Source organism: Shewanella japonica (assembly GCF_002075795.1).
In the GTDB taxonomy this organism is placed as follows: domain Bacteria; phylum Pseudomonadota; class Gammaproteobacteria; order Enterobacterales; family Shewanellaceae; genus Shewanella; species Shewanella japonica.
Genome location: NZ_CP020472.1, coordinates 2387288 through 2411331 on the forward strand (window position 1 = coordinate 2387288; position 24044 = coordinate 2411331).

Consider the following 24044-nt stretch of genomic DNA (forward strand, 5'->3'; position numbering starts at 1 on the left):
AGTGAAAAAATACCGATTATCATTGATGTACTGATTACACAACTTTGCGTACAGCGCGATTGGTTGATTGCAAAAAAAGTTAAACCTGATTTTAGGCATACATGTTTGCTCCACGCTTATAAGAATCAGGGATTAATGAATTGATGTCTACCTCTGCAATACATTTTGAGCTAAAGCCCTGAAGACTAAGATGCTTAAGTAAGGCTTGTTCCATCACTGGCACTGCGGCCTGTATTTGAGGGGTTAAACCTAATGTCATTGGTTCAATCACAGTTGGTGTTACACCAATAACATGGGTATTTGGGCGGTCGCCCACCATTTCCATCATGATTAAGGTTTGCAGCATTTCAACTTCATGAGCACTACCTTGCCAATCAATTTCTGGTGGAGCTTGATCAAAGTTAAACGAGTAAACTTCGCCTGGTTGAACCCCAGGACTGTTGACGGTATCGACGACGATCAAATTATCGTAACGGCATAATATTGGAATTAACCCTTGGGCTAGGGTACCGCCATCTAATAAATCGAGTGTGATATTAGGATGATAAAATTGATATTTCTCTTGGATATAATTAACGAAATGTACGCCGATACCTTCATCGGCGTACAATACGTTTCCTATTCCTATAAGTAAGGTAGAGGTCAAGGCTTAATGATCCTTATGGTAGTCATAACCTGACACGATAGAATCCACAGCGTTATGTTTGAAGCGAATACCAGACCACACAGCCATATAGACATGAATGACCACAAAGACGATAAATACCCAAGTCAGAATGTGATGCCATATTCTGACTTGTGCTAAACCACCCATTATCGCAGTGAACCATGCAGACACATCCCACAGTAAGCCACCTAAACCTTCATGATAAACGTTGGCGTAAAGTACCAAGCCAGTAATGCACATGAATAACGCTACCAATGAAATGGCAACATAAGTGACAAACTGCAGTGGCCCGTAAACACCGGCTTTATCAAGGTGTCCCATCCAAATGTAGGATTTAATTTGAACAATCCAGCTTTTAACACTGAGTACATCTTTTATAGAACGTCTTTCGATACTGCTTTTTCCAAAAAAGAACAAATAAAAACGAATAAGCGTGACACTAGTTAATACAAAGCCAAAAACAATGTGAGCAAACCTGATCCAGCCTTGTACCAATACATCAGATGACTCTGGTGCCACTAAAAAAGGCCAAGAAATGTAAAAGCCTGTCACAACTAACACAACAATGGCTAATGCTCTAAGCCAATGAAATATCCTTATTGCTGGTGAAAATATGAGTTCTCTGTGATGCGTAGCAACCTGAGTCATAATTCAATCCTCTTCGACAGTCGTCTCGTTATAGTCCATTAGAGTCCATTAGGGTCGATACGAAACTCGCCTAAACTGGTACCTTTAAAGTCCATCACATGTACAGCACATGCCATGCAAGGATCAAACGAGTGGATGATACGAATCACTTCTAAAGGTTTACTAGGATCTTCAAGTTCAAGCCCAATTAAAGACGCTTCATAGGGGCCTACTTTACCGTTTACATCTACGGGGCCAGCATTCCAAGTCGTTGGTACAATCGCCTGATAGTTTTCAATTTTTCCGCCTTTAATGCGGATCCAATGACTTAGCATTCCTCTAGGGGCTTCAATCATTGCGTGACCAACATAATCCTTAGAAGAATCTATTTCTGGTGTAACAAAGGTGCTTTCGTCTGATTGCATATTGACTAGCATCGCATCAAAGGTTTTTAATCCTTCTTCAGCAACAATTACGGTTTGAAGCATGCGAGCTGCTGTGCGTCCTAATGTGGTAAATAAAGCTTCAATGGGTAATCCAGTTGCTTCAAGTAAACCATTAACTGAATTAACAACGACCTTATTACCACGGGCATAACTCACAAGTAATGATGCGAGCGGTCCAACCTCAACGGGTTCATCTTTGTATCGTGGTGATTTAACCCAAGAGTATTTACCATCACCATCGACCGTTGGTAATTTGCCGTAAACCGTGTCTCGTTCAACAAAACCGGTATAGTTAGGGACGGTAGTGCCTTCATATGGATGTTGCGCATTATCTGCTTCATACCAAGCATGAGTTACATCTTCTTTAATTGAATCAGGATCGATATCAGTTACACCTGCTAAATCACCATTCATAATGACGCCTTGGTCAAACATGTATTGACCATCAGCTAATACAAAATCATTGGTGGCCATAAAGTTTTTGACATTAACGCCGCCTAACACACTTGGTTCTGAACCAAATGCTGCCGCTGCCATGACGATATCGGCTTTATAAGCACGTAATATAAAATCCTGTACGATTGCGTGTTTTTGTTTCCATTCTTGTAAGCGAGCAGGGCTTAACATATCTCGAACCGATGTCACTCCACCAACTACTAATGATTGCGGGTGAGGGGATTTACCCCCGAATATCGCCAGCATTTCAGCTGCTACTCGTTGTACTTCTAATGCTTTGAGATAGTGAGATAGGGCTATTAGATTTTGTTCTGGCGTAAATTTATAGGTTTTATTTCCCCAGTAAGCATTGGCAAACGGACCTAGTTTACCGGTATCAACTAAGCCTTTAACACGCTCTTGAGCGGCACGTAAGTCACCTTCACCAGCTGCAATGGGATTTGCTGTATATTTTAATGCCTCTTGTGCAGCGAGCGCGGGATCAGCTGATAATGCTGAAACCACATCAACCCAATCCAAACCGTGTAAATGATAGAAGTGAACAATGTGATCATGCATATAGAGCGAGGTTTGCATTAATGAGCGTAAATACTTTGCATTCAGTGGTATTTTAACGCCAAGCGCATTTTCAACAGCCTCGGTTCCGCAACGGTAATGAGAATAGGTACACACACCACAGATCCGTTGCACAATCAGGCCAACATCCATTGGCGTTCTGCCTTTTAAAATGACTTCTATGCCACGCCATAAAGTTGAAGAAGACCATGCTTTTTGAATGACATTATTTTCATCAACTTCGACTTCAACACGAAGATGACCTTCAATACGAGTAATAGGATCGATTACGACACGTTTGTTCATGAGTTATTCCTCTAAAGGCTTGGCAAAAAGGCTAGCGACGGCATGTGCACCGATTCCTACAACGGTTGCGCCTAAAATAACTGCGCCGATAGTGTCTGCTGTTGCATCAACTCCGTGAAGTAATTGCCTCCCGAGTGGTTTTTCAAAATCAGCCATGTCATCCCAGAAGTTCGGTTCTGAGCAGCCAATACAGCCGTGCCCTGCAAGCACTGGCCAACTGGTGTGGTGGTTAAATCGTTCAGTTGGGCAATTGTTGTAGGTGTATGGGCCTTTACAGCCGACTTTATACAAGCAGTAGCCATCTTTTGCACCTTGGTCACCAAAGGTTTCAACAAACTCACCGGCATCAAAGCGACCACGTCTTTCACAATTGTCGTGTACGCGTGCGCCATATGCCCACTTAGGACGGTTAAACATATCTAAAGCGGGAAGTTTGCCAAACATAATGAAATACATCAGAGTGCCGACGATGTTTTTTTCACTTGGTGGGCAGCCTCCTAAGTTAATAACAGGTTTGTTAATGACATCTTGTACCCCTTTTGCGCCAGTTGGATTTGGCGCTGCTGCTTGAACACCACCAAAGGCAGCACAAGTGCCAACTGAAATAATTGCAGCAGCACCTTCAGCTGCTTCTTTAACGATATGAAGCCCTGTATGTCCTTTACAGCCAACGGTTAAATAGGCGCCATTATTTGCGGTCGGAATAGCCCCTTCAACTGCGAGTAAATAGTTACCTTTATAAGCTTCCAGTGCATGTTCTAAATTTTCTTCAGCTTGCCAGCCTGATGCAGCCATAAGGGTTTCATGATATTCAAGGGAGATATGATCAAATATTAAACTGTCTAAGTTAGGTGTATCAGTTCGTATAAGTGATTCTGAACAACCAGTGCACTCAGCCATATGTAGCCATATAAGTGGCACACGATCGGCCAGTTCTGCAGCTTCAGAAACTAAACTCGTAAAAGGCAAGGGCAGTGCTAATAAAGCCGTTACTGACGCACTCCAAGTCATAAATTCACGACGAGTGATGCCATTTTCCTTTAATTTTTCTTCTAGGGTAACGGTTTGGCGAGGTGCAATTTCACGAAGTTGTGCCAATCGTGTCTTGCAGCGGTTATAGAGAGCTGAGTGTGTATCCATGAATCAACCTTATTCCGTGGTGAAGGATCAAACTATATGGACAAAATATAAAGAGGCTTGAACTGAGGCATATTGATATAAATCAACTTTAAAACACTTGATTGATTTAATTGGCGAACAATGAGGTTTGATTTGATTTTAATCAATTGATGCTAATTTAGGCAGTTGGGGTTTAAGTATGAAATTGCAGAATAAACCCCTTTTTCCTTGTAAAAACAGAGTGAATTGCAATAAATATAATTGCGTTTCTATTTATTGAAAATGCAATTTTTGGATATCTGCTTTAGAGGGGGATTTGGAGTTTTAGAGGTTGTTCTTAATTCGATATAAATATAATTAACTTTTTCAGATTAAAAACGCTCACACAGACTAGTGACTCAAGATTACAGAGTTTATTGTAACCTTGAGTGCACTGTAAGGCGCGTACGTTAATCTAATAATAGTCATTCATGCTTAACGCCCAGTTAATTGCTTAATTACCTGTGGAGGAACAATTTTTGACAGTCGATTAATACAAGCATTCGTTGTTGGGTCACGATGTTTTATTTTAAACTCGCATAACGCATACAAATGTTGTGGGTTATTACCCACTTTATAAGCTTGCTCGATTGAGTTCATTGCTTTTTTTATATCTATTTTCTCTTGCGCGAGTCCTAATACATACCAGTATTGAGGATTTCTTGGTTCTACTTTCGTTGCTTGTTCGAAGTAGTCAATTGCTTCTGCAAGTTGCTGTTGTCGATATAAATTAAGTCCTGCGCTATACCTTAGTAACCCCGCTTTAGGTTGATTATTCATTCCTTGTTTTAAAATAGCTAAGGACTTGTCATCATCACCGGTTTGTCGATATAAATCAGCTAAATTGGCATAACTTGTGGCAAAAATAGGTTCAATTTCAATTGCTTTTAAATAGATCTTCTCTGCTTGTTGTATTTTTCCTTGGGCTAAATATACGTTAGCTGTATTCATCAAACCAAAACCTCGATCTGCATTAAAGGATTGAATTGCTAGATACTCATCCAAAGCGGGGCGAAGTTTTTCTTGTTGGGAATGAGTCATACTTGCCCAGTCATTAATGAGAGAACTTGCCGTTTCTGTTCTTACTGCAAGTACAGGGTCATCAAGTAACGGACTTATGATTTGCCAACGGTCAGAAAATGGATATCAGGTCACACCAGCAATAGCACCTAGCCTGATTTGTGGATCTTCATGTTTAACACCACGCATGATTGCAACTAGTGCATTTTGTCCAGGGTAATCACTTAATCTACTTAATGCTGAAGCTCTTATGATATCTGGGTTAGCATTATTTTGAGCAATATACGATAAGCTATCTCCGCTCGTCGGTACGCCTACAGCAGCTTGAGCAAACACTGTAGCAAAAGAGTCACTTTGTCGATAATTTGATTGTGGGTAACGCTGCTTAATTGCATTATCAGCCCATTGGTTGTCTTTATCGGTATGACAAGATGTGCAAACGTTAGGGGTGCCGATTTTTAAACTGATATCAGGTCTAGGAACTTTAAAACTATGATCGGCTCGAGGGTCAACGTCCATATACGTCGTTTTAGGCATATGACAGGTCACACACTGCGCTGCGTCTGTGCCTGATTTGTGTTGGCTATGAGTGTCAGCGGTATATTCACTAGGTAAGTGGCATTTAAAACAAATCGACTCGATTGGCGCATTAAGTTTATTACTATGAGGGTTATGGCAATCACTGCAGACGACCCCAGCTTGATGCATTTTGGATTGTTTAAATGAACCTAAAACAAACACTTCATCATAAATTTGGCCATCTGGATAATATAGATCTGCAGTGACAGCATTCAAAATGTATTTATCATAAAAACTGTTTTTAATGTGATCATTTTGGTCACTTATTTGCGCTCTACGGCTATGACATTGACCACAAGTGGCTAATTGATCAGATCCCTTAACTTCAGTTGGGGTTAATATTTTCTGACCTTTTTTATAGATCCATTTTCCTACTTTCGGCGATAAAGTACGCTCAAACCCGAAAGTCGCCTCATTTATTTTCGTTTTACTATCATCTTGGTGCGTCGCTTGGCTATTGCCTTTGATTTTAGCTTTTACATTTGAGGTGTTAGGTTGCTGGCTTGCCCAATACAAGTGATCGCTGGCGGGGCCATGGCAAGCCTCGCAACCTACATTAATCTCGGACCAAGTCGTATTGTATTGATTTTTTTCAGCATCATAATTTTTGCTGATGTTTGTAGAATGACAATCAGCACACATGTAATTCCAGTTCTGGCCATTATTAGTCCAGAAGAATTCATCATAGGGTTCCATATCTGGGTAAAGGTGAAACCATCTTTGCCCACCTTGCTCTTGATCTCGGGCATCCCATGCTAATGGAATAAGTTGTAGCCTACCATCAGGGAACTCAACCATATATTGTTGTAATGGATGGTAGCCAAACGTGTAGCTGATTCGATAATCATTAAACTTGCCGTCAGGCCCTTTTGTATTCACCCAGTATTGGTCATCTATTTTAAATAATCGATATACTTCACCTTTGACTGTGAGAGAGGTATTGTCGAAACTCCCTAATACCGATTCGACATTTGCATGACGCATTGACATATCATGATGTGAACCTTGCCAGTCTTTATATTCAGTTTGATGGCAATCTATACATTGATCCGTTCCGACGAACTCAGCGGCTTGTGTTATTGAGTGGTAACAATAAGAAGTAATAAGAATGCTGGCAAACAAAACTAGCTGATTGAATTTCATATTAAAACTGCTATTTATCAAAAGGACTTTTATAGTAAAGCCAATTTTACAATTTACCAACACTAACTGATGACTAATTGAAAAAGCCAAACATAAGTTTGGCTTTTTGTTTGCAATAGATATAACCACGAAACGTCGTTATTTTGTAAAAGTGATTAATCGTTAAATTGTTTAATCACTTCTTTTAATGGAAAACCAGCAGCACTCGATGGCGCATTAATACCAAGAATGGCACTTAAGGTAGTGGCCACATCGACGGTGGCGACAGGCCGTTCAATCTGTTGCCCATCGAGTTTAAATCCAGCAAAGATTATTGGAACATGAGTGTCATAACGCCATGGGGAACCATGTACAGATGCGACATTGAGGCCATCGAAATCTGCTACGAATACATTTGGCTCAAATACGATGTAGATATCACCTGAGCGGCTGGGGTAAAAACTATTAATGACCTTTTGAGTTATCTCATCTTTAGGCACTGCACCTTCTAGTAAATGATGATAACTATAGGCACGATGTATGCCTGCAACATTATTTAGAACGTTAGCGACTATAGACGTTGCATCTTTCAATTTAATTCCACTTTTTTTAAGGGCATCGTGATCTAAATTGACATAAGGTTGCCAAGCATTGGTAAACAAATTACCGCTAATCTTCCAGTCTTTTTTTAGTTTAACGATATCTTGTTGTTTTTCTAGAGAGGCTAAATCAAAATGAGTGGCTTTGGTGCCAAATTGGGTTAAATACCCCGGTGCTTCAGGTGCGCCATGATCTGCTGATAATACAATTAAGGTATTATCTAAACCTACTTTGTCATCGACATAAGAAAATAAACTGGCTAGCGTTCTATCAAGACGAAGTAAATTATCTTCTGCTTCTAAACTAGATGGCCCAAAAATATGGCCAACATAATCCGTAGACGAAAAACTAACAGATAAATAATCAATGACTTTGTTTTGACCTAATTGATTATGTTCTATGACTGATTTAGCAAAATTAGCCGTCATTTCGTCACCGACTGGGCTGACAGTTAAAAACGTACTGAAATACGGATTGTCTCGCTTTCCAAATTGATGTGGGAATGTAATACCGTAACCTGGTAATTTAGTTTTCCAGTCATGAGCCGCATTATCACCAAACAAATATTCAGTTGATTCTTTGGATAAAGTCCAAGACGTATCTGCATATTTTGCAATATCATTTTGTTGGTTGAATTCATTAACCCATTGTGGATATTGATCAAAATAATATTGACTGCTGACAAACTCACCCGCTGATTTAGAGAACCAAAAAGCTTTTCCTGTGTGACCTGCAAGTGTAATTGCACCTCTGTCTTTTACTGACACTGCAAATACTTTGGATTTACCATTGTTACTAGCAGTGAGCTCATCACTAAAGGTGGTCGCTAAGATATTTTTAGGTGAACGGCCTTCAACTTTACTGGCTTTTTGCGTGGGGTCTATTTCATTTTCAGCATCAACAGCGGCATTGGCACTGATCAAAGGGTGAGTTTTATCTTGAACGTTATAGATGGGCTGCTGTAATTGTTTATCAAACCATAAATTACTCACCATACCATGACTCGAAGGATGTGCGCCTGTCGCCAAAGTGGTGTGGCCAACAACTGTTTCTGTAATGGCATGTTGGTGATGGGCTTCGGTATAATACACGCCTTCATCAATAAGGTAGTTGAATCCTTCATCGGTAAAGTGATGTTGATAGCGGTTGAGTAAATCAGCGCGTAATTGGTCAACAGTGATCTGTAAGATTAATTTAGGCTCTTTAGCATCAACCTGATTTACAAGACAAACCGATAAAGCGGCAACGATTGGCGTCCATTTCATTTGATATCCTTTTCAACATAGTGGTCGATGTGTGTACTCAATATTGATACTTACTTAGATATGTTTAACAGAGATCCTTAAAATGATAAATAAGACAATGGTGTTGTAACGCTGTTTATTTCAATAATGCTTGCTGACAGAGTGCTAACGATAAGCGAATTGAGTCAAGATATTGTGATGCGTGATTGTCAGACAAATACCATATGCCTGCGTTTTTTTCAGGTTGTTGGTTAAAGAAAAGGGGTTCTACGTCTAATAAGTTAGATTGTGTAGAACATGCTAACCAGTGTGATAACGGTAAATTCGCTAGTTTCTCTAGCGCTATAACACCTTCAGGTGTGCTTGATTGTAAGTTGGCAATTTTAGCTAGTAGGGTAAAAGGAGAGTCGTTAATGCTTTGCTCTGATGTGACGTCTACTGCACGATAGAGGGTTTTATTGTTATCTGATGATAACAATAAAGCAGGCCAATTAATTTGTGATCTTGGTGACTCTTTAATTTGGCTTAGTGCGATTCTTCTTTCTCCAAGCCAGTTATGAACAACGCAAGGCAGGTGCTCGTTTTTTGTCATGGTGTTATTACGGGCTAAATTAGGCAATAACGACATTCTTGTTAATGAAAGGGGAATCGTTAAACGACTAAATAAGATAAAACATGCCAGTCCAGAAGAAGGCCAGCAATTCAATCTGCTTTGAAGTTCATGAGCAGTAGCGGAAAGTTGAGTGCTTAACCATTTATTATGGTGGCCGGTAACGACAAAATCTTCTGTTGAACCTGCAAAAGGGCCATTACAAATAATAATAATATGCTCTCCTTCAGCAACAGTTCCATTAAAAATTATCGAGTAGCCTTTTTTAGATGCTTGCCAATCTCCGTTGGCATTGCCAATAATTGTCACTTGGCCAAAATGTGGCGACTCAATTAATTGCATGTTAGAACCATAACGACGGATGAGAAAAAGAGTAATATTTACCAGTAAGCTTAACAGTAATCCAGTAATAGCGCTAAAAATTGCCTTGCAAACGCCTGCTTTATAGGCAAAAAATATGTTCTTTTGAATTACTGTATTTAATTAAAAACACTTTCTTGTAAATCTTAGCGTCAAAAGTGGCATTATTTGATTGAATTTTAAACTGTGTGATCTACATTCTAAATACGTTAGATTTATTCTTGTAAATTTATAAAGAACGAACATGGTTTATTTAATAATCAAATGAGGCTTTTATGTTAGGTGAAAATCACTCTCTTAGAAATGAATTTCCAGATCATTTAGACACAATCACTGCACTAAACAGTAGTGATGCGAACTTTGCTGAGATTTTAAAGCGTTATGATGAACTCGATAAACAAATACGTGATTTAGAGCTCAAAGACTCGCCAATTGCCGATGATGCAATCCATGATTTAAAACAACAACGCGTTGAAATGAAAGATGCGCTTTATCATAAAATAATGGAATCTGAAGCTAAGTAACTATCGCTATATTGTCTACTCTTTGGTGATAAAAAAGCCTGTTGATGACAACAGGCTTTTTTATCACCAAATAGGGGATCCGTTAAGTCATAGAGTTACGGTTTGCGCAGCAAAGGCGACAAAAAACGTAACTCACCATCAATATCATCGGGTATCGTTAGCCCTAAAATATTGGCAATCAAAGGGTAGAGATGAATATTATCTGCTTGAGCAATTGTTGCCTGATTAAATGCAGGCCCTTTGGCGTATAAAACTGTATTCATATCGTGAATAGTTTGTGGATCATAGCCATGCTTTCCGATCACGCCAGGTTTTGCATCTGTGGAAGTAATATAGTGATTGTTACTAATAATAACGGCATCACCAATTGAAGGGTTTCCACTAAAATGGAGGCGTTCTGGCATTTCAGCTTGTAAATAAAACGCTAAACCTTCTACCTCTTCCACAAGCGCTTTCAGCCTAGCTAAATCTTGCTTTTTATTTTCTCCTATAGCTGTGACTAATGAGAAGGCAGCATCATTATTAAAGATAAACTTATCCTTTAAATCAGCGACTTTACCCACTAATTTATCAGTGTAAATTCTATCAAATTCATCTACTTTAGCCATGCCGTGATCTGAAGTGATGATGACATTGATATCAATCGGTAAGTCATTTATTTGTTTAAGTAAACTCGCAATAAGTTTATCAATGTATTGCACTGCGTTGTATGTCTGTGTTGACTCTGGGCCGTGATGATGGCCTGCGCTATCAACATCCGAAAAATATAAGGTAACGAATTGTGGTCTTTCGCTTTCTGGTAATGAAAACCACTCAACGACTTGTTGAATGCGTTGCTCATTTGGGGTTCGGCCATCATATTTAAGCCAGTAATTAGGTCTAAAGCCAGCAATTTTAGCTTCAGACCCTGGCCAGAAATAAGTGGCAGATTTTAATCCTTGTTGACGGGCCAAAGACCATAAAGGCACACCTTGATAGAACTGGCCATCGGTGACTGCTTCATGAATATTCATTGCATAATCACGTTTTAATACTGGATTATAAAAACGATTCGACACAATACCGTGATTTGCCGGATACAGACCGGTCACTAAAGTTAAGTGATTAGGAAAAGTTACTGTAGGAAAAGCCGGAGTGAATAACTCAACCGTTGCGGCATCCTTAGCAAATTGATTAAGTGCTTGAGGGTTATGTAGCTGATTGTAATCGTATCGATAACCGTCAATAGAGATTAATAGAACATTTTGCTGTTTAGCTGCTTTTTGACTGTCTGCGTTAACATTGGCGGAAAGTAATACGCACCAGGTTAAAAGTACGACTATGAACAACCTATTTTTGAAGGGAACACTTGCTTGCATTGTGATAATTTTCCTTTGAAAGAAGTGAAGCACTGCTGAGATTAAATTTTCGTTTTCGTTAACACTAATAATGCTTTGCGCGAGTTAATATAACCTAGTTATATGACAAATCGACAAAGACAGGTTTAAAAGTAATAAAAAAAGCGAAACCTAAGTTTCGCTTTTTTAATCGTTAGCCGTTAATTCTTTTTCAGGCCAATTCAGAAGTTAATCCCTTGCTAGCTTGAACTATTCGTTAACGAATTAAGCTCTGCTAATGCTTGTTCCTTTGTTTGTGGTACATAAAGATGATAAATCTTACGTGCAATACGTCGCATATCTTCTATCGCAATATACAAACACGGGATTAAACATAAGGTAACCACAGTCGCAAACAACACGCCAAATGCTAATGAGACAGCCATGGGAATAACCATCTGAGCTTGCATGCTTGTTTCCGTCATAATAGGTACAAGCCCTATAAATGTGGTTAATGACGTTAACATTATCGCTCTAAAGCGGCGACAACCTGCATTAATAACAGCTTCATTCAGTTTAATGCCTTGTTTACGGGAATTATTGACATAATCGACCATAACGAGGGAGTCATTGACTACAACACCTGCAGCGGCGATGATCCCGAATACCGATAGGGCACTTAAATCAATGCCTAATATGATATGTCCTAACATAGAGCCAATCACACCAAACGGGATCACTGACATGATCATAAAAGGTTGCACATAGGATTTAAGCGGAATCGCTAACAAACTATATATCACTAGCATTGAAATAATAAAATCACGCATTTGAGTGTCTGCACTATCAAGCTGCTCTTGAATACTGCCTGAGACTTCACTTTTTACACGAGGATATTTGGCCAACAACTCTGGCATAAAGTTATCGCGGATATCTTTAGCCAGTTTGAAAGGCTCTGCTTGCTCTGCATCAACTGAAGCCCATACATTGATGGTGCGATTACCATTTTCACGACGAATACTACTCACACCTTGTACTACAGTAATGTTAGCCACTTCAGATAAAGGCAGTTCTGCGCCTTGTGGGGTTTTGATTAATACATCTTGAACCAAGGCGATAGAATTACGTTGTTCCTCAGGATAACGAAGCATCACTTTAATTTCTTCACCGTTGCGAATAATACGTTGCGCCTCAAGACCATAAAAACTGTTACCTACTTGCGATGCAATATTGGCTAAGGTAAGACCTAAGCTATGGGCTAACGGCTTTAAATCAAATTGAACTTCTTTGGCTGAAGATTGGCGGCTGTCATTGACGTCACTGACACCTTTTAAGGTGTTAAGTTTGTCTTTTAATGCTTGAGAAGCAGCTAACAGTTGTTGTTCATCATTTCCTTCCAACCTAAAGCTAATATCACCGTCATCACGTCCACCGCCAAATAAACTATCTTGAACAGTAAACGATTTGACTCCTGGGATTTTAGGCATTGCTTGGCGCCACATCTCTGCGACTTCAAATGTATTGATAGGACGTAAAGATGGATCAACAAGCTTAGTTCTTACTTCCGCACGAGTACGACCTTGTAATTCAACTTGTAGCTCTGCAATCATGCCTTGACCATATTGATCCTCTAGCTGCTTTTCAACGGTACGTAGGGCTTTTTCGATTGAGTGAGCTGCATCTAATGTTGCTGTTTCCGCAGCATCGACATTCATTTCCAAGCTGATGCGAGGGAAATCATGTGGGATCTTAGGTTGGCCAATAAATCTAACTAATCCACTGATATATAATGATGCGCATATAACAATTAACATCACAAAGGTTGCAATAACCGCATAACGGTATTTAACCGCAACAGTAAGGCTTGGTTTATAAACGTTTTTTATGAACCAAGTCAGATTAGTTTCGATTTTCTTCTGAATGAAATTGACCCCATTTCTCAGCCAATCCAACGGATTCTTTGAACCTGGTTGAACAACTTTGGGTTTGTTCATATGGGCTAAGTGAGAAGGTAAAATCAGCTTTGACTCAACTAAAGAAAATAATAGACACAATATGACGACATAGCCGATTGCTTGGCCAAAGGCGGATGAAGGTCCGTCATCTAAAGTAATAGGTAAAAACGCGGCAATGGTGGTCAGTACGCCGAATGTCGCAGGCATAGCAACTCGTTTTACCCCTCTAATAACACTATCTATGTTTTGGCCATTTTCTTCACATTCTGTGTGAGCACTTTCGCCCATGACGATGGCATCATCTACCACGATACCGAGGACGAGAATAAATGCGAATAAACTAATGACGTTGATTGTCACGTCAATAAAACCCATTGGCATAAATAAAAGGGTACCAAGGAAACAAACAGGTAATCCCATCATTACCCAAAAAGCGAGCCTGACACGTAAAAATAGCGCTAACATGAAAAACACAAGAACAGCACCTGTTTTCATACTATCTAGCATCAAATCTAACCGACCATCTAGGTAATAGGTCATATCTACCCAGGGCTCTAATGTTACACCTTCTGGTAACAGCGCTTGTTTCTTAGCAATGTATTCCTTCATTGTGTCAGCAACATCGGTGATACTTTGATTTTTTGCTGCTCCGACAAAAAAAGTGACGGCATTTTGTCCATTAAATTTTGAGTATTGAATACCTTCTTCAAATCCATCATTAACCGTGGCAACATCGCCTAATAAAAGGTTAGTACCATCATCTAAGGTTAACAGTGGCAAATCTTCAAATTCATAACCAACATAAGCTTGGTTTTCAACACGTAAGTTTATATAGCCGTTTTCAGCTTTGATTTGTCCAGCAGACATATTACGTGAGTAGCCACGCACAGCTTCTGCAACATCATTAAAGTTAAGACCAAATTCACGCAAACGGTCTTTACTTACCTCGACACTGATTTCGTAATTTAAGCCACCATAAAACTCCGAAATATTCACATTCGGTAATTGCATGATCTCTTTATGGATTTTTTCGCCTAAATCTTTTAGTTGTCGCTGAGATAGATCGCCATACAAACTTAAATACATGACTTCTTGACGAATTTTAATTCGATCAACTTTTGGAAATTCCATCCCCGCAGGAAAGGTTGATACAGAACCAATTTCAGATTTTACTTCATCTAAAACAATCTGTGGGTCATAAGAGTCTTCAATCCTGAAGTAGCCGTTTGCTTGGTTGCGGTTAGAGTAGGTGATGACACGTTGTAAACCTTGAACTGTTTCAAGTGCTTGTTCAATTTTTACTGTTATACCTTCTTCAACTTCTTGCGGTGCTGCGCCAGGGTAAACTGCACTAAATTCAATCCAGTTAATTTCAACGGCAGGGAAGAACTGCTTACGAATCGTATTAGCAGTCAGTAAACCACCAAGTAAAATAATGATCATCAGTAAGTTTGCAGCAACACTGTTACGAGCAAACCAAGCAATTAAGCCTTTATTTGTATCTTCCATGAATTATTCCTTGTCTTCCATGGCTACAGCGGTGTCAGAATTCACCCCAATTGTTGGCTCAGTTTGTAAAACCTTATCCTGTGGTAAAGCAACTGACATCCCTTCAACAGGATAATCTAGGGCTGAAGTGATAATGTTCATACCATTTTCTAATCCACTCGAAATAATGACGTTACTGCCATCTTGTCGAATGATATTAACGGGTAAATAACGCAGCTTATTTTCTTTATCCATGGTGGCGACAAGACCATTTACTATAAGGTGCCTTGGAACCACAGCAACTTCACCAGCATGGGTTCCACCAATATGTGCTGTAACATAAGTGCCGTAACGTAACTCTTTATGCTCCCCTTTAAGACCATAAGGATCATCGACTTCAGCCACGAGGTAGGTCATTCTACTTTTACTATCAATAATGCCTTCACTGCGGACAATAGTGCCTATCCACTCTTGCTTTTCACCGGCAAAATTACCAACAAGTTTAACTTCAGCATTGGCACCTTTACGGTCAAGATATTGCATTTCTTTATCTGCGAGAGGTAATCTCACTTCCGCTTTGTCTGTGCTATAAACCAACCCAATTGAAGCGCCATTACTGACGTAAGTGCCAAGACCTATGTTACGACTGCCAATAAGCGCATCGTATGGGGCTTTAATAATGGCACGTTCAAGGTTGCGTTTAGCCCGTAATAGTCCAGCTTCAGCGCTTTTTAGTTTAGCAATCTCTTGTGCCAGTTGTGGTTTACGAAGACTTAAGTCACTGGGTTTGCTATCAGTAATTTCTGCCCATTCACGTTCGGCTACTTGAGCGTTTGCTTTTTCTTGTACTAATGTCGCTTTTGCTGATGCAAGATTGGCTTGTGCATCTAACAGCGCTGATTCATAGTCACTTGGATCAATTCTGGCTAGAACATCTCCTTTTTTGATGAAGCCGCCTTTAACAAAGTTATCTGATAGATAGGTAATTTCACCACTGACTTGAGCGACTATTTCAGTATGGTATTTCGCATTAACAACCCCGTAAGAACTGACAGTAAACGTCATTGGTTGGTATTGTATTTTTTCAATTGATACGAGAGGCGTATTATCTATTGGTGGCTTTTCTTCAGGTGGTTTTTGCATTGAAATAAACACGCCTGAAATCAAAAGACCTACACCAATGATCCCTATTGGGAATAAAATTTGTTTTGCTGTAGCCACGACACTTCCTCTTGTTGAAGCTTATACAGGCCAAATGCCCGCTTAAATATTATGGTTATAGATATTATACGAGTATGTTACACGCTTTGTTAAAAGGTGACTGTTTCAATGTGTAATTTTTTGTGTCAATTAGGTATACATAATATGCTGCGTTTTAGATCACTTATTGTTTCCAATAATCAATCATTTAAATTCGATTATTATAATTTCTAAGGTTTGTTAAGTACGACTAAATTCATATTTAAGGTGAAGTTCAAAGGTTTATACAGTTCACTTTGTAACCATTTTGTTACTCGTGACGAGGGTGGGTAGGCCTCAGTCAGCATGTCATTGTTAATCATTCTTTGGTGAATACTGCATATCGTTAACAAAAAACAATCTGTATAAAGGTACATTTTTACGATAGACTTAATTTTATTAGCTAATTTTGTCATTAACGTTCAAAATTACGCTCAGTAAATAGCACATTTAAGTAAAAGTATTTCACAAGGAATAGAAATGAACGTTTTAGTCACTGGTGGTGCGGGTTATATTGGTTCGCATACGGTTTTATCGTTACTCGAAAATGATTGTAATGTAATTGTTTTTGATAATTTATTTAACTCAAACCTAGAATCGATTAAGCGAGTTGAAAACCTAACTGGAAAGTCTGTTCATTTTATTCAAGGTGATATCAGAGATAAGTCGCAGCTTAAATCATTATTTAGTCAAAATAATATTGATACAGTCATTCACTTTGCTGCATTAAAAGCAGTTGGTGAATCAGGACAAATTCCATTGGCTTATTATCAAAATAATGTGCATGGTTCTGTTTGCTTACTGGAAGTGATGGCTGAACATAATGTGCATAATTTTATTTTTAGTTCATCGGCTACAGTATACGGAGAAGAAAATGATGTTCCGTATGTTGAAACGATGAAATTAGGTACGCCTTCAAGTCCGTACGGTGCCACTAAAGTAATGGTTGAGCGCATTATGGCCGATACCGCTGCATCAAATCCCGATTTTAGAGGGGTGTCACTCAGGTACTTTAATCCGATCGGCGCACATGAGAGTGGTCAGATTGGCGAGTCGCCTAAAGGAATACCAAACAATTTACTGCCATATGTCGCACAAGTTATGGTTGGGAAAAGAGAAAAGTTAAGTGTCTTCGGCGATGATTATCCGACTAAAGATGGTACTTGTGAGAGAGATTATTTACACGTAATGGATCTTGCTGAAGGTCATGTAGCAGCGATGAATTGGTTAACTCGTCATCCTGCATTTACCGGGGTTGAAGCGTTCAATTTAGGTACAGGAAATGGCGTTTCAGTATTTGAAATTGTTAGCGCTTTCGAATTAGCGGTAAAAAAAGCCATTCCTTATGAAGTTAGTCCAAGACGTGCTGGTGATTTACCGGCTTTCTGGGCCAATGCTGAGAAAGCCAATAAACAGCTTAATTGGAAAGCCACTCGTACATTGCAACAAATGATGGAAGATACATGGCGTTGGCAATCTGCCAATCCAAATGGCTACGACAAAGAATAAGTTTCTAATTATAAGGGCGATGAATACATCGCCTTTTTTATTGCGTTATAAACGCCTTTATCAGGTACCGTTAAATCAGACCCTTGAATGCTTTTACTCATAATAATGTCCTTATACGGTTACGTTAAACTTTACTAAGTTAACCATCCTCAGTCAGCCGCTTCAAATCTTGAACGCGAAGAAATGAATGTCTTCTTGTCAATGTCTTTTATCATTGTCGTAACTAGTCAATAACGCTGAGCACATTCTAGTTAGCCGTTAATTTCTCTTTATATTACTCCACATCAAGCTTGTTGTTACTATATGGTTAAATTTTCATTAAAAGGTATTTACAATCTAATTTTAACCATATAGTATTTTAGACTATAACAAGTTAATTACATTTGGCTGGGGAATAAATGGAAAACGCAAAGCTGACCATCAAAGAAAAAATGGGGTATGGGTTAGGTGATACTGCCAGTAATATCGTGTTTCAAATGGTCGCTAATTTCATGTTGATTTTCTATACCGATGTTTATGGCCTGTCTGCAGCTGCAGCGGGTACCTTATTGCTGTCGGTCAGGTTATTTGATGGATTTACTGATCCAGTCATGGGCGGCATTGCTGATAGAACGAGAACCCGTTGGGGATCGTATCGTCCTTATATTTTGTTTCTTGCGATTCCTTATGGTGTTTTAGCGTGTTTAGCCTTCATTACTCCTGATTTTGATGCCACTGGAAAACTTATCTATGCCTATATCACTTATGGACTATTGATGACCTGTTATACCGCAATCAATATTCCTTATGGCGCACTTGGTGGTGTCATGGTTAATGATCCTAAGGAAAGAACGTCATTACAGTCTTACCGATTTGCAATGGCTATGGCTGCGTTAGTGATTATCGTATGGGCAATTCCTAGATTAGTTGAGTTTTTTGGTCAAGGTTCTGATACCAAAGGTTATCCATTAGCAATGGTGTTCATGGGAGCCTTAGCTGCAAGCTGCTTCTTGTTATGTTTTAAAATGACGAAAGAAACTATTCAGGTAACAGAGAGAAAAAGCTTTAGACACATTTATAAAGACTTCTTCGAATTATTTAAGAATGACCAATGGTTAGTGATAGCCATTATAAGTTTAGCGACGTTAACACTCATAGGGATCCGTGCATCTGTCGCACCGCATTACATTAAATATTATGTGGGTGACGAGAGCCTTCTATCAAACTTTTTAACAGTAGCAGCTATTGGCTCTGTTCTAGGTGCAATTTCAACAAATTTCTTATCTAAATACTTTGAAAAAAAGGTGTTGTTTCAGGTTGCTTTAGTTGTTGTCATTATCTCTCATAGCTTATTTTACGTGATTGCTAACGATCAAATACTGCTGATATTTATCATCTATTTTATTGCTAATTTTGCACACATGATTATTACGCCCATTATGTTTTCAATGGTGGCAGACACCGTTGACTATGGTGTTGAAAAGATAGGTAGACGCCTGACTGCAATTACTTTTTCGGGCCATTTATTAGCTATCAAATTTGGTTTCGCAATAGGCGGAGCATTAGCAGGATGGATGCTGTCGGCTTATAACTATATACCCAATCAACAACAAACAGATGAAACCTTGTCTGGCATATTATTAGCCTTTGCCGGCATACCTGTGATTTGCACTGTCATTTGTTTAATTGTGATTGCGAAATACAAGCTAACAGAAGTTGAAGTTAAAAAAATTCAACTCAAATTGATAGGGACTGAGCAGCAATAGGCAAAGACTTGTTAATCGCTACAGAATATAGACGGTAAGGATTGTTTCTATAACAAGTTTGCCAACGTTTAATAATGGATGAGATGTAAACAACATGGAATCGGAAAAGAAACCAGAAGCTGAAATGAGTGATGCTGAGCGTAAACAACAACTTGACTTAAAGAAAGCGGGATCTTTTAAGCCAAAGAATCCGCCTTTAGTCACTAATATTTATACAGCAGATCCTTCGGCTCATGTATTTAACGAAAAGATTTATATTTACCCTTCACATGATATTGAGACCGACAGTGCGATAAATGATGATGGCGACCATTTTGCTATGCGTGATTATCATGTTCTTTCGATAGATAACCATAGTGAAGAAGTGACTGATCACGGCGTGGCATTAAGTTTAGAAGACATTAAATGGGCTTCAAAGCAACTATGGGCACCTGATGCCGCAGAAAAATCGGGTCAATTTTATTTCTATTTTCCAGCTCGTGATTATGACGGTATTTTTAGAATTGGTGTTGCGATTAGTGACACGCCATCTGGGCCTTTTAAAGCACAGGAAAACTATATCGAAGGGAGCTTCAGTATCGATCCCGCCGTGTTTAAAGATGATGATGGCAGTTATTACCTTTATTTTGGTGGTTTATGGGGCGGTCAGCTACAAAACTGGCGTGATGGTAAATTTAGTATTCAAGATAGCTACCCAGCTGATAATGAGCCTGCGTTACCAGCAAAAATGGCTAAATTATCAGACGATATGTTAACGCTTGCTGAGCCTGTAAAAGATATTGTGATTGTTGATGAATCAGGCGCTCCAATCACAACAGGTGATAACGAGAGACGCTTTTTTGAAGCATCGTGGCTACATAAATATCAAGGCAAGTATTACTTTTCATATTCGACAGGTGATACCCATAAAATTGCTTATGGCATAGCAGATAACCCTTATGGACCATTTGTTTATCAAGGTGTGATTTTAAATCCAGTTTTAGGATGGACGAATCATCATTCAATTGTATTTCATCAAGAAAAATGGTGGTTGTTTTATCATGACTCTAGTTTGTCATCAGGAAAAACCCATCTGAGATGCGTAAAGAAAACAGAATTAATACACGATATAAATGGCAAGATTTTGCCAATAACCGCGTATGACTAGCATTAGAGCAAATTTTTTTGCTTATTTTAGTTATGGTCAAGTTGACATTAAATTATTAAGTCAATACAGACGATGTCAACGAGAATTAAAGCTGTAGTCAATTTTTTACAGCTTATGAAGCAATAAATGTACAGAGTATCGGTAAGGACTTGATAGTTAATGTTTTTAACTATTTAATAACATCTAAACCGATAGCAGTCTTTGTTAGCACTCTTTATTGATAATGATAATTAGGTTTTCAAGTTTTTTATTGGCTTGTGTAAACCAAAAAGGAGTCATTGCCGATTTGGCAATAATGAAGAAAAGGGGAGAGTTAGATGTTTAACAAAACGATTATAACAACTTCGATTCTGGCAGCATTAAGTTCAATGGCTGCTAATAACAGCTACGCTGATGAAGAAGTTGAAGTCATTACCGTTACCGGTATTCGTGGAGGCTTAGAAAGAGCCATGGATATTAAACGTGAATCAGAAGGTGTTGTTGATGCAATTTCTGCAGAGGATATCGGTAAATTTCCTGATACCAACTTAGCAGAATCATTACAGCGTATTACTGGTGTATCCATTGACCGAGCTAGTGGGGAAGGCAGTCGTGTCACTGTACGTGGTTTTGGCGCTGCTAATAACTTAATTACTTTAAATGGCCGTCAATTACCAAACACAACAGGCGACAGAACGTTTGATTTTGCCAACGTTGCAGCTGAAAGTGTTAATGGGGTGCAAGTTTATAAAACCTCTAATGCCAGTGTTACATCAGGTGGTATTGGTGCAACGATTAATCTTACTACTTTTAAACCACTTGATAATCCAGGATTAAAAGCCACTATCAGTGGTAAAGCAATTGAAGATAAGTCATCAGATAAAGCCAGTACAACACCAGAGCTAAGTGGTCTTTATTCACAAACTTTTGCTGATGATAAATTTGGTATTGCCATTTCAGGCAGTTATCAGGAACGTGAAAGTGGCATGCAGCAATTCCTTCAAGATCAAGGCTATCGTGCAAGTGACTATACTAATACTGGCTGGGGTGGTGTTCCTGCAGGTGCTGAAGGTGGTACAAATCGTCCAACTTCCGGTATTTACTCAAATGCACAACAACCTCGTTATATCTTTGAAGAACGTCAACGCGAACGCATAAACGGTCAAGTAACTCTGCAATATCGCCCAGTTGAAAACTTCACTGCAACAGTCGATTACACTACGTTTAGAAATAACATCGAAGAACAGCATACTGATGCATCTGTATGGTTCAACTATGCTGGTGATAGAAGTGAATCTGTTTGGAGCGGAGAACCTAACGCGTGGCCTGAGATTTACTCTGAAATATATAACATCAATAGTCCTGCAGATTTACAAGATACGTCATTAACTGTCGGTGCTTGGGGCCGTGAAGAAACAACAGATTCTATTGGTATCAATTTAGATTGGGATGTGACTGACGATTTGTCTTTAACGTTAGACTATCATAACTCCTCAGCGGCGATGGAAGCGAGTGATCCTAGGCACGGAACACGAAATAACGTACAACTTCCTTCTTATACCCGTAGCCGTACAGGTCTTGATTTAACCGGCAGTCTTCCGGGGATTGCGACTGGTAATATCGAAAACTTTAATCCTAGCACGATGCGTTTATCGGGAAGTTGGTTTGCTAATGACAAATACTCTTCTGATATTGAGCAAACTCAATTAAGTGGTAAATATCACTTAAATGAAGATTTAAATATCGACTTTGGTGTCGCTTACAATAAAGTGAATAACCATTATCGTCATACTCAAGTTCAGCGCCCAGATTGGGGTGGTGTTGGTGAGGTGGGTGACTTCGCTGGTATTGATTGGACTGAAGACACTATCTTAGATAAATTTTCTGGTACACCAGGCAATTTCGAAGGAACGCCTACGCAAGAAGAATATGATCTATTCAACAAAATCTTTTATGCCGATTTCGACCAGATTGTTAATGCTGCAGAACTTGCTGATCCTGAAGCGAATGTTGATGGTTTATACGGTGATTGTCAGGCTGCCCCTGGCGCGGCATCAGGCCCTAATGGTGAAGGTCAATTCTGTGCTTCAACGCAATGGGATGCGGGAACAAACCGCTTTACAGAAGAGAAAACTACAGCTGCTTATTTGCAAGCCAACTACTTTGGCGAAATCTCGGATATGCCTTTTAGTGTTCACGTAGGATTACGCTATGAACAAACAGATGTGTTCTCACAAGCGTCTGCTCCAGGTTATAGCCGTGTTGAATGGACCGAAGCAACCTCAACTTCGGTAACAGGTATCACAGGTATTGAATCTTTGAGTCAATCAGCTGATTACGACCAATTCTTGCCTAATTTAAACTTCAATTTATCAGTCACTGATGATGTTATGGTGCGTGCTGCTGCAAGTAAAACCATTTCACGTGCAAGTTACAATGATTTGCTAGGTGGAACTTCAATTAATACTGGTGGCAGTTTAAGTGGTTACTCTGGTAGTTCAGGAAATCCAGGACTTGAACCTTTAGAATCAATTAACTACGACTTCACCGGTGAGTGGTATTACGATGAAGGCAGCTATGCCTCTGTTGGTTACTTTAGAAAAGATGTTTCGAATTGGATCCGTACCGGAACAACCACCTCTAATATTTTCAATTTATCAAATCCATTAAGTGGACAAAAGTTTGATTCAGCGGTGGCTGCATTGGGTGCTGGTGCAACGAACGAAGAAATTCGTGAGTATATTTTCGAAAATTATGAAAATGATCCGAATGTTCAACCAAACTATGATGCAGACGGTAACTTAGATGGCGGAACAATTATTGGAGATCCTGCTACCGACGACGAAGTCACATTTAACTTGAATGTTCCTGTTAATGGCGATGAAGAACACACCATTGATGGCTTCGAATTTAATGTTCAGCATTTATTTGGCGAAACTGGCTTTGGCGGTATCGTTAACTACACCATGGTTAACTCAGATCTTGAATACGATAATAATTCGCTAGAAGACACCGAAGCATTAGTTGGGTTAAGTGATACGGCCAACTTAGTTTTATTCTACGATAATTATGGTTTACAAGCGCGCGTTGCTTATAACTGGCGTGATGCATTTTTAAATGAGCGTCGTGTAAATGGTGATTTAACTGCGCCTATTTATACTGACGAATATTATCAGATAGATTTCAACGTAAGTTATGACATCCCTGCTGTAGAAGGCCTAACAGTATTCTTAGAAGGTATTAACGTGACTGAAGAGTACGTGAAAGAATACGGTCGTGTTGATCAGTTAGTGTATAAAATAACTCAAACAGGAGCACGTTATGGCTTAGGAGTTAGATATACATTCTAACAATGCGTCACTGGCTCATCTATTTCGGTAGATGAGCCAGTA

Annotated in this window: 16 protein-coding genes; 5 read left to right on the forward strand and 11 right to left on the reverse strand. The window is 39.2% G+C overall.

Annotation, left to right across the window (positions count from 1 at the left end):
* Positions 1 to 91: 91 nt before the first annotated feature.
* The 8 genes from SJ2017_RS10195 to SJ2017_RS10225 all read right to left on the reverse strand — a co-directional run bounded on the left by SJ2017_RS10195 (position 92) and on the right by SJ2017_RS10225 (position 9732).
* Positions 92 to 646, reverse strand: a complete 555-nt coding sequence (locus SJ2017_RS10195; RefSeq protein WP_080915683.1) for a HyaD/HybD family hydrogenase maturation endopeptidase — start codon at positions 644 to 646, stop codon at positions 92 to 94.
* A gap of 3 nt (positions 647 to 649) precedes the next feature.
* On the reverse strand, positions 650 to 1315 hold the full coding sequence (gene cybH / locus SJ2017_RS10200; RefSeq protein ID WP_065108119.1) for a Ni/Fe-hydrogenase, b-type cytochrome subunit: 666 nt from the start codon (positions 1313 to 1315) through the stop codon (positions 650 to 652).
* Positions 1316 to 1353: 38 nt separating this feature from the next.
* Positions 1354 to 3057 carry a nickel-dependent hydrogenase large subunit gene (hyaB, locus tag SJ2017_RS10205; RefSeq protein ID WP_080915684.1) on the reverse strand — a complete coding sequence of 568 codons (1704 nt, stop codon included), beginning with the start codon at positions 3055 to 3057 and terminating at the stop codon, positions 1354 to 1356.
* Positions 3058 to 3060: 3 nt separating this feature from the next.
* A complete protein-coding gene (gene hyaA, locus SJ2017_RS10210; RefSeq protein WP_055023972.1) occupies positions 3061 to 4197 on the reverse strand; it encodes a nickel-dependent hydrogenase small subunit in 1137 nt (378 codons plus the stop codon).
* 453 nt (positions 4198 to 4650) lie between these two features.
* The gene (locus SJ2017_RS21630) at positions 4651 to 5256 is read right to left on the reverse strand and encodes a tetratricopeptide repeat protein (RefSeq protein ID WP_218919247.1); all 606 of its coding nucleotides are present in this window, start codon (positions 5254 to 5256) and stop codon (positions 4651 to 4653) included.
* Positions 5257 to 5361: 105 nt separating this feature from the next.
* Positions 5362 to 6957 (reverse strand): multiheme c-type cytochrome, encoded by a 1596-nt coding sequence (locus SJ2017_RS10215; RefSeq protein WP_218919248.1) that lies wholly within the window; start codon positions 6955 to 6957, stop codon positions 5362 to 5364.
* 155 nt (positions 6958 to 7112) lie between these two features.
* The gene (locus SJ2017_RS10220) at positions 7113 to 8801 is read right to left on the reverse strand and encodes an alkaline phosphatase family protein (RefSeq protein WP_080915685.1); all 1689 of its coding nucleotides are present in this window, start codon (positions 8799 to 8801) and stop codon (positions 7113 to 7115) included.
* Between the two features lie 115 nt (positions 8802 to 8916).
* Complete coding sequence (locus SJ2017_RS10225; RefSeq protein WP_080915686.1) at positions 8917 to 9732, reverse strand: hypothetical protein; 816 nt, start codon at positions 9730 to 9732, stop codon at positions 8917 to 8919.
* Between the two features lie 293 nt (positions 9733 to 10025).
* Between SJ2017_RS10225 and SJ2017_RS10230 the strand changes: the two genes are divergently transcribed.
* Positions 10026 to 10274 carry an HP1242/YdcH family protein gene (locus SJ2017_RS10230; RefSeq protein WP_055023969.1) on the forward strand — a complete coding sequence of 83 codons (249 nt, stop codon included), beginning with the start codon at positions 10026 to 10028 and terminating at the stop codon, positions 10272 to 10274.
* A 95-nt stretch (positions 10275 to 10369) separates the two neighbouring features.
* Here the strand turns inward: SJ2017_RS10230 and SJ2017_RS10235 are convergent, their stop codons facing one another.
* The 3 genes from SJ2017_RS10235 to SJ2017_RS10245 all read right to left on the reverse strand — a co-directional run bounded on the left by SJ2017_RS10235 (position 10370) and on the right by SJ2017_RS10245 (position 16254).
* Entirely contained in the window at positions 10370 to 11632 is a 1263-nt protein-coding gene (locus tag SJ2017_RS10235; RefSeq protein WP_080915687.1) for an alkaline phosphatase family protein, read from the reverse strand.
* 218 nt (positions 11633 to 11850) lie between these two features.
* The gene (locus SJ2017_RS10240; RefSeq protein WP_080915688.1) at positions 11851 to 15054 is read right to left on the reverse strand and encodes an efflux RND transporter permease subunit; all 3204 of its coding nucleotides are present in this window, start codon (positions 15052 to 15054) and stop codon (positions 11851 to 11853) included.
* 3 nt (positions 15055 to 15057) lie between these two features.
* Positions 15058 to 16254 (reverse strand): efflux RND transporter periplasmic adaptor subunit, encoded by a 1197-nt coding sequence (locus tag SJ2017_RS10245; protein WP_080915689.1) that lies wholly within the window; start codon positions 16252 to 16254, stop codon positions 15058 to 15060.
* A gap of 498 nt (positions 16255 to 16752) precedes the next feature.
* Here SJ2017_RS10245 and galE point away from each other — a divergent pair, with 498 nt between their 5' ends.
* From galE to SJ2017_RS10265, 4 genes are all read left to right on the forward strand, one after another.
* Entirely contained in the window at positions 16753 to 17781 is a 1029-nt protein-coding gene (gene galE, locus SJ2017_RS10250) for a UDP-glucose 4-epimerase GalE (RefSeq protein WP_080915690.1), read from the forward strand.
* A gap of 398 nt (positions 17782 to 18179) precedes the next feature.
* Positions 18180 to 19526 carry a glycoside-pentoside-hexuronide (GPH):cation symporter gene (locus SJ2017_RS10255; RefSeq protein WP_080915691.1) on the forward strand — a complete coding sequence of 449 codons (1347 nt, stop codon included), beginning with the start codon at positions 18180 to 18182 and terminating at the stop codon, positions 19524 to 19526.
* A gap of 94 nt (positions 19527 to 19620) precedes the next feature.
* Positions 19621 to 20673, forward strand: coding sequence for a glycoside hydrolase family 43 protein (locus SJ2017_RS10260; protein ID WP_080915692.1), 1053 nt, complete (start codon positions 19621 to 19623; stop codon positions 20671 to 20673).
* Positions 20674 to 20990: 317 nt separating this feature from the next.
* Positions 20991 to 24002 carry a TonB-dependent receptor gene (locus SJ2017_RS10265; protein WP_080915693.1) on the forward strand — a complete coding sequence of 1004 codons (3012 nt, stop codon included), beginning with the start codon at positions 20991 to 20993 and terminating at the stop codon, positions 24000 to 24002.
* The last annotated feature ends 42 nt before the right edge of the window (positions 24003 to 24044 follow it).

Coding starts and splice junctions, on each gene's coding strand:
- SJ2017_RS10240 (WP_080915688.1), bottom strand. CDS start 15,054: ATGGAAGATACAAATAAAGGCTTAATTGCTTGGTTTGCTCGTAACAGT.
- SJ2017_RS10260 (WP_080915692.1), top strand. CDS start 19,621: ATGGAATCGGAAAAGAAACCAGAAGCTGAAATGAGTGATGCTGAGCGT.
- SJ2017_RS21630 (WP_218919247.1), bottom strand. CDS start 5,256: ATGACTCATTCCCAACAAGAAAAACTTCGCCCCGCTTTGGATGAGTAT.
- galE (WP_080915690.1), top strand. CDS start 16,753: ATGAACGTTTTAGTCACTGGTGGTGCGGGTTATATTGGTTCGCATACG.
- SJ2017_RS10215 (WP_218919248.1), bottom strand. CDS start 6,957: ATGAAATTCAATCAGCTAGTTTTGTTTGCCAGCATTCTTATTACTTCT.
- hyaB (WP_080915684.1), bottom strand. CDS start 3,057: ATGAACAAACGTGTCGTAATCGATCCTATTACTCGTATTGAAGGTCAT.
- SJ2017_RS10255 (WP_080915691.1), top strand. CDS start 18,180: ATGGAAAACGCAAAGCTGACCATCAAAGAAAAAATGGGGTATGGGTTA.
- SJ2017_RS10220 (WP_080915685.1), bottom strand. CDS start 8,801: ATGAAATGGACGCCAATCGTTGCCGCTTTATCGGTTTGTCTTGTAAAT.
- SJ2017_RS10265 (WP_080915693.1), top strand. CDS start 20,991: ATGTTTAACAAAACGATTATAACAACTTCGATTCTGGCAGCATTAAGT.
- cybH (WP_065108119.1), bottom strand. CDS start 1,315: ATGACTCAGGTTGCTACGCATCACAGAGAACTCATATTTTCACCAGCA.
- SJ2017_RS10235 (WP_080915687.1), bottom strand. CDS start 11,632: ATGCAAGCAAGTGTTCCCTTCAAAAATAGGTTGTTCATAGTCGTACTT.
- hyaA (WP_055023972.1), bottom strand. CDS start 4,197: ATGGATACACACTCAGCTCTCTATAACCGCTGCAAGACACGATTGGCA.
- SJ2017_RS10225 (WP_080915686.1), bottom strand. CDS start 9,732: ATGCAATTAATTGAGTCGCCACATTTTGGCCAAGTGACAATTATTGGC.
- SJ2017_RS10230 (WP_055023969.1), top strand. CDS start 10,026: ATGTTAGGTGAAAATCACTCTCTTAGAAATGAATTTCCAGATCATTTA.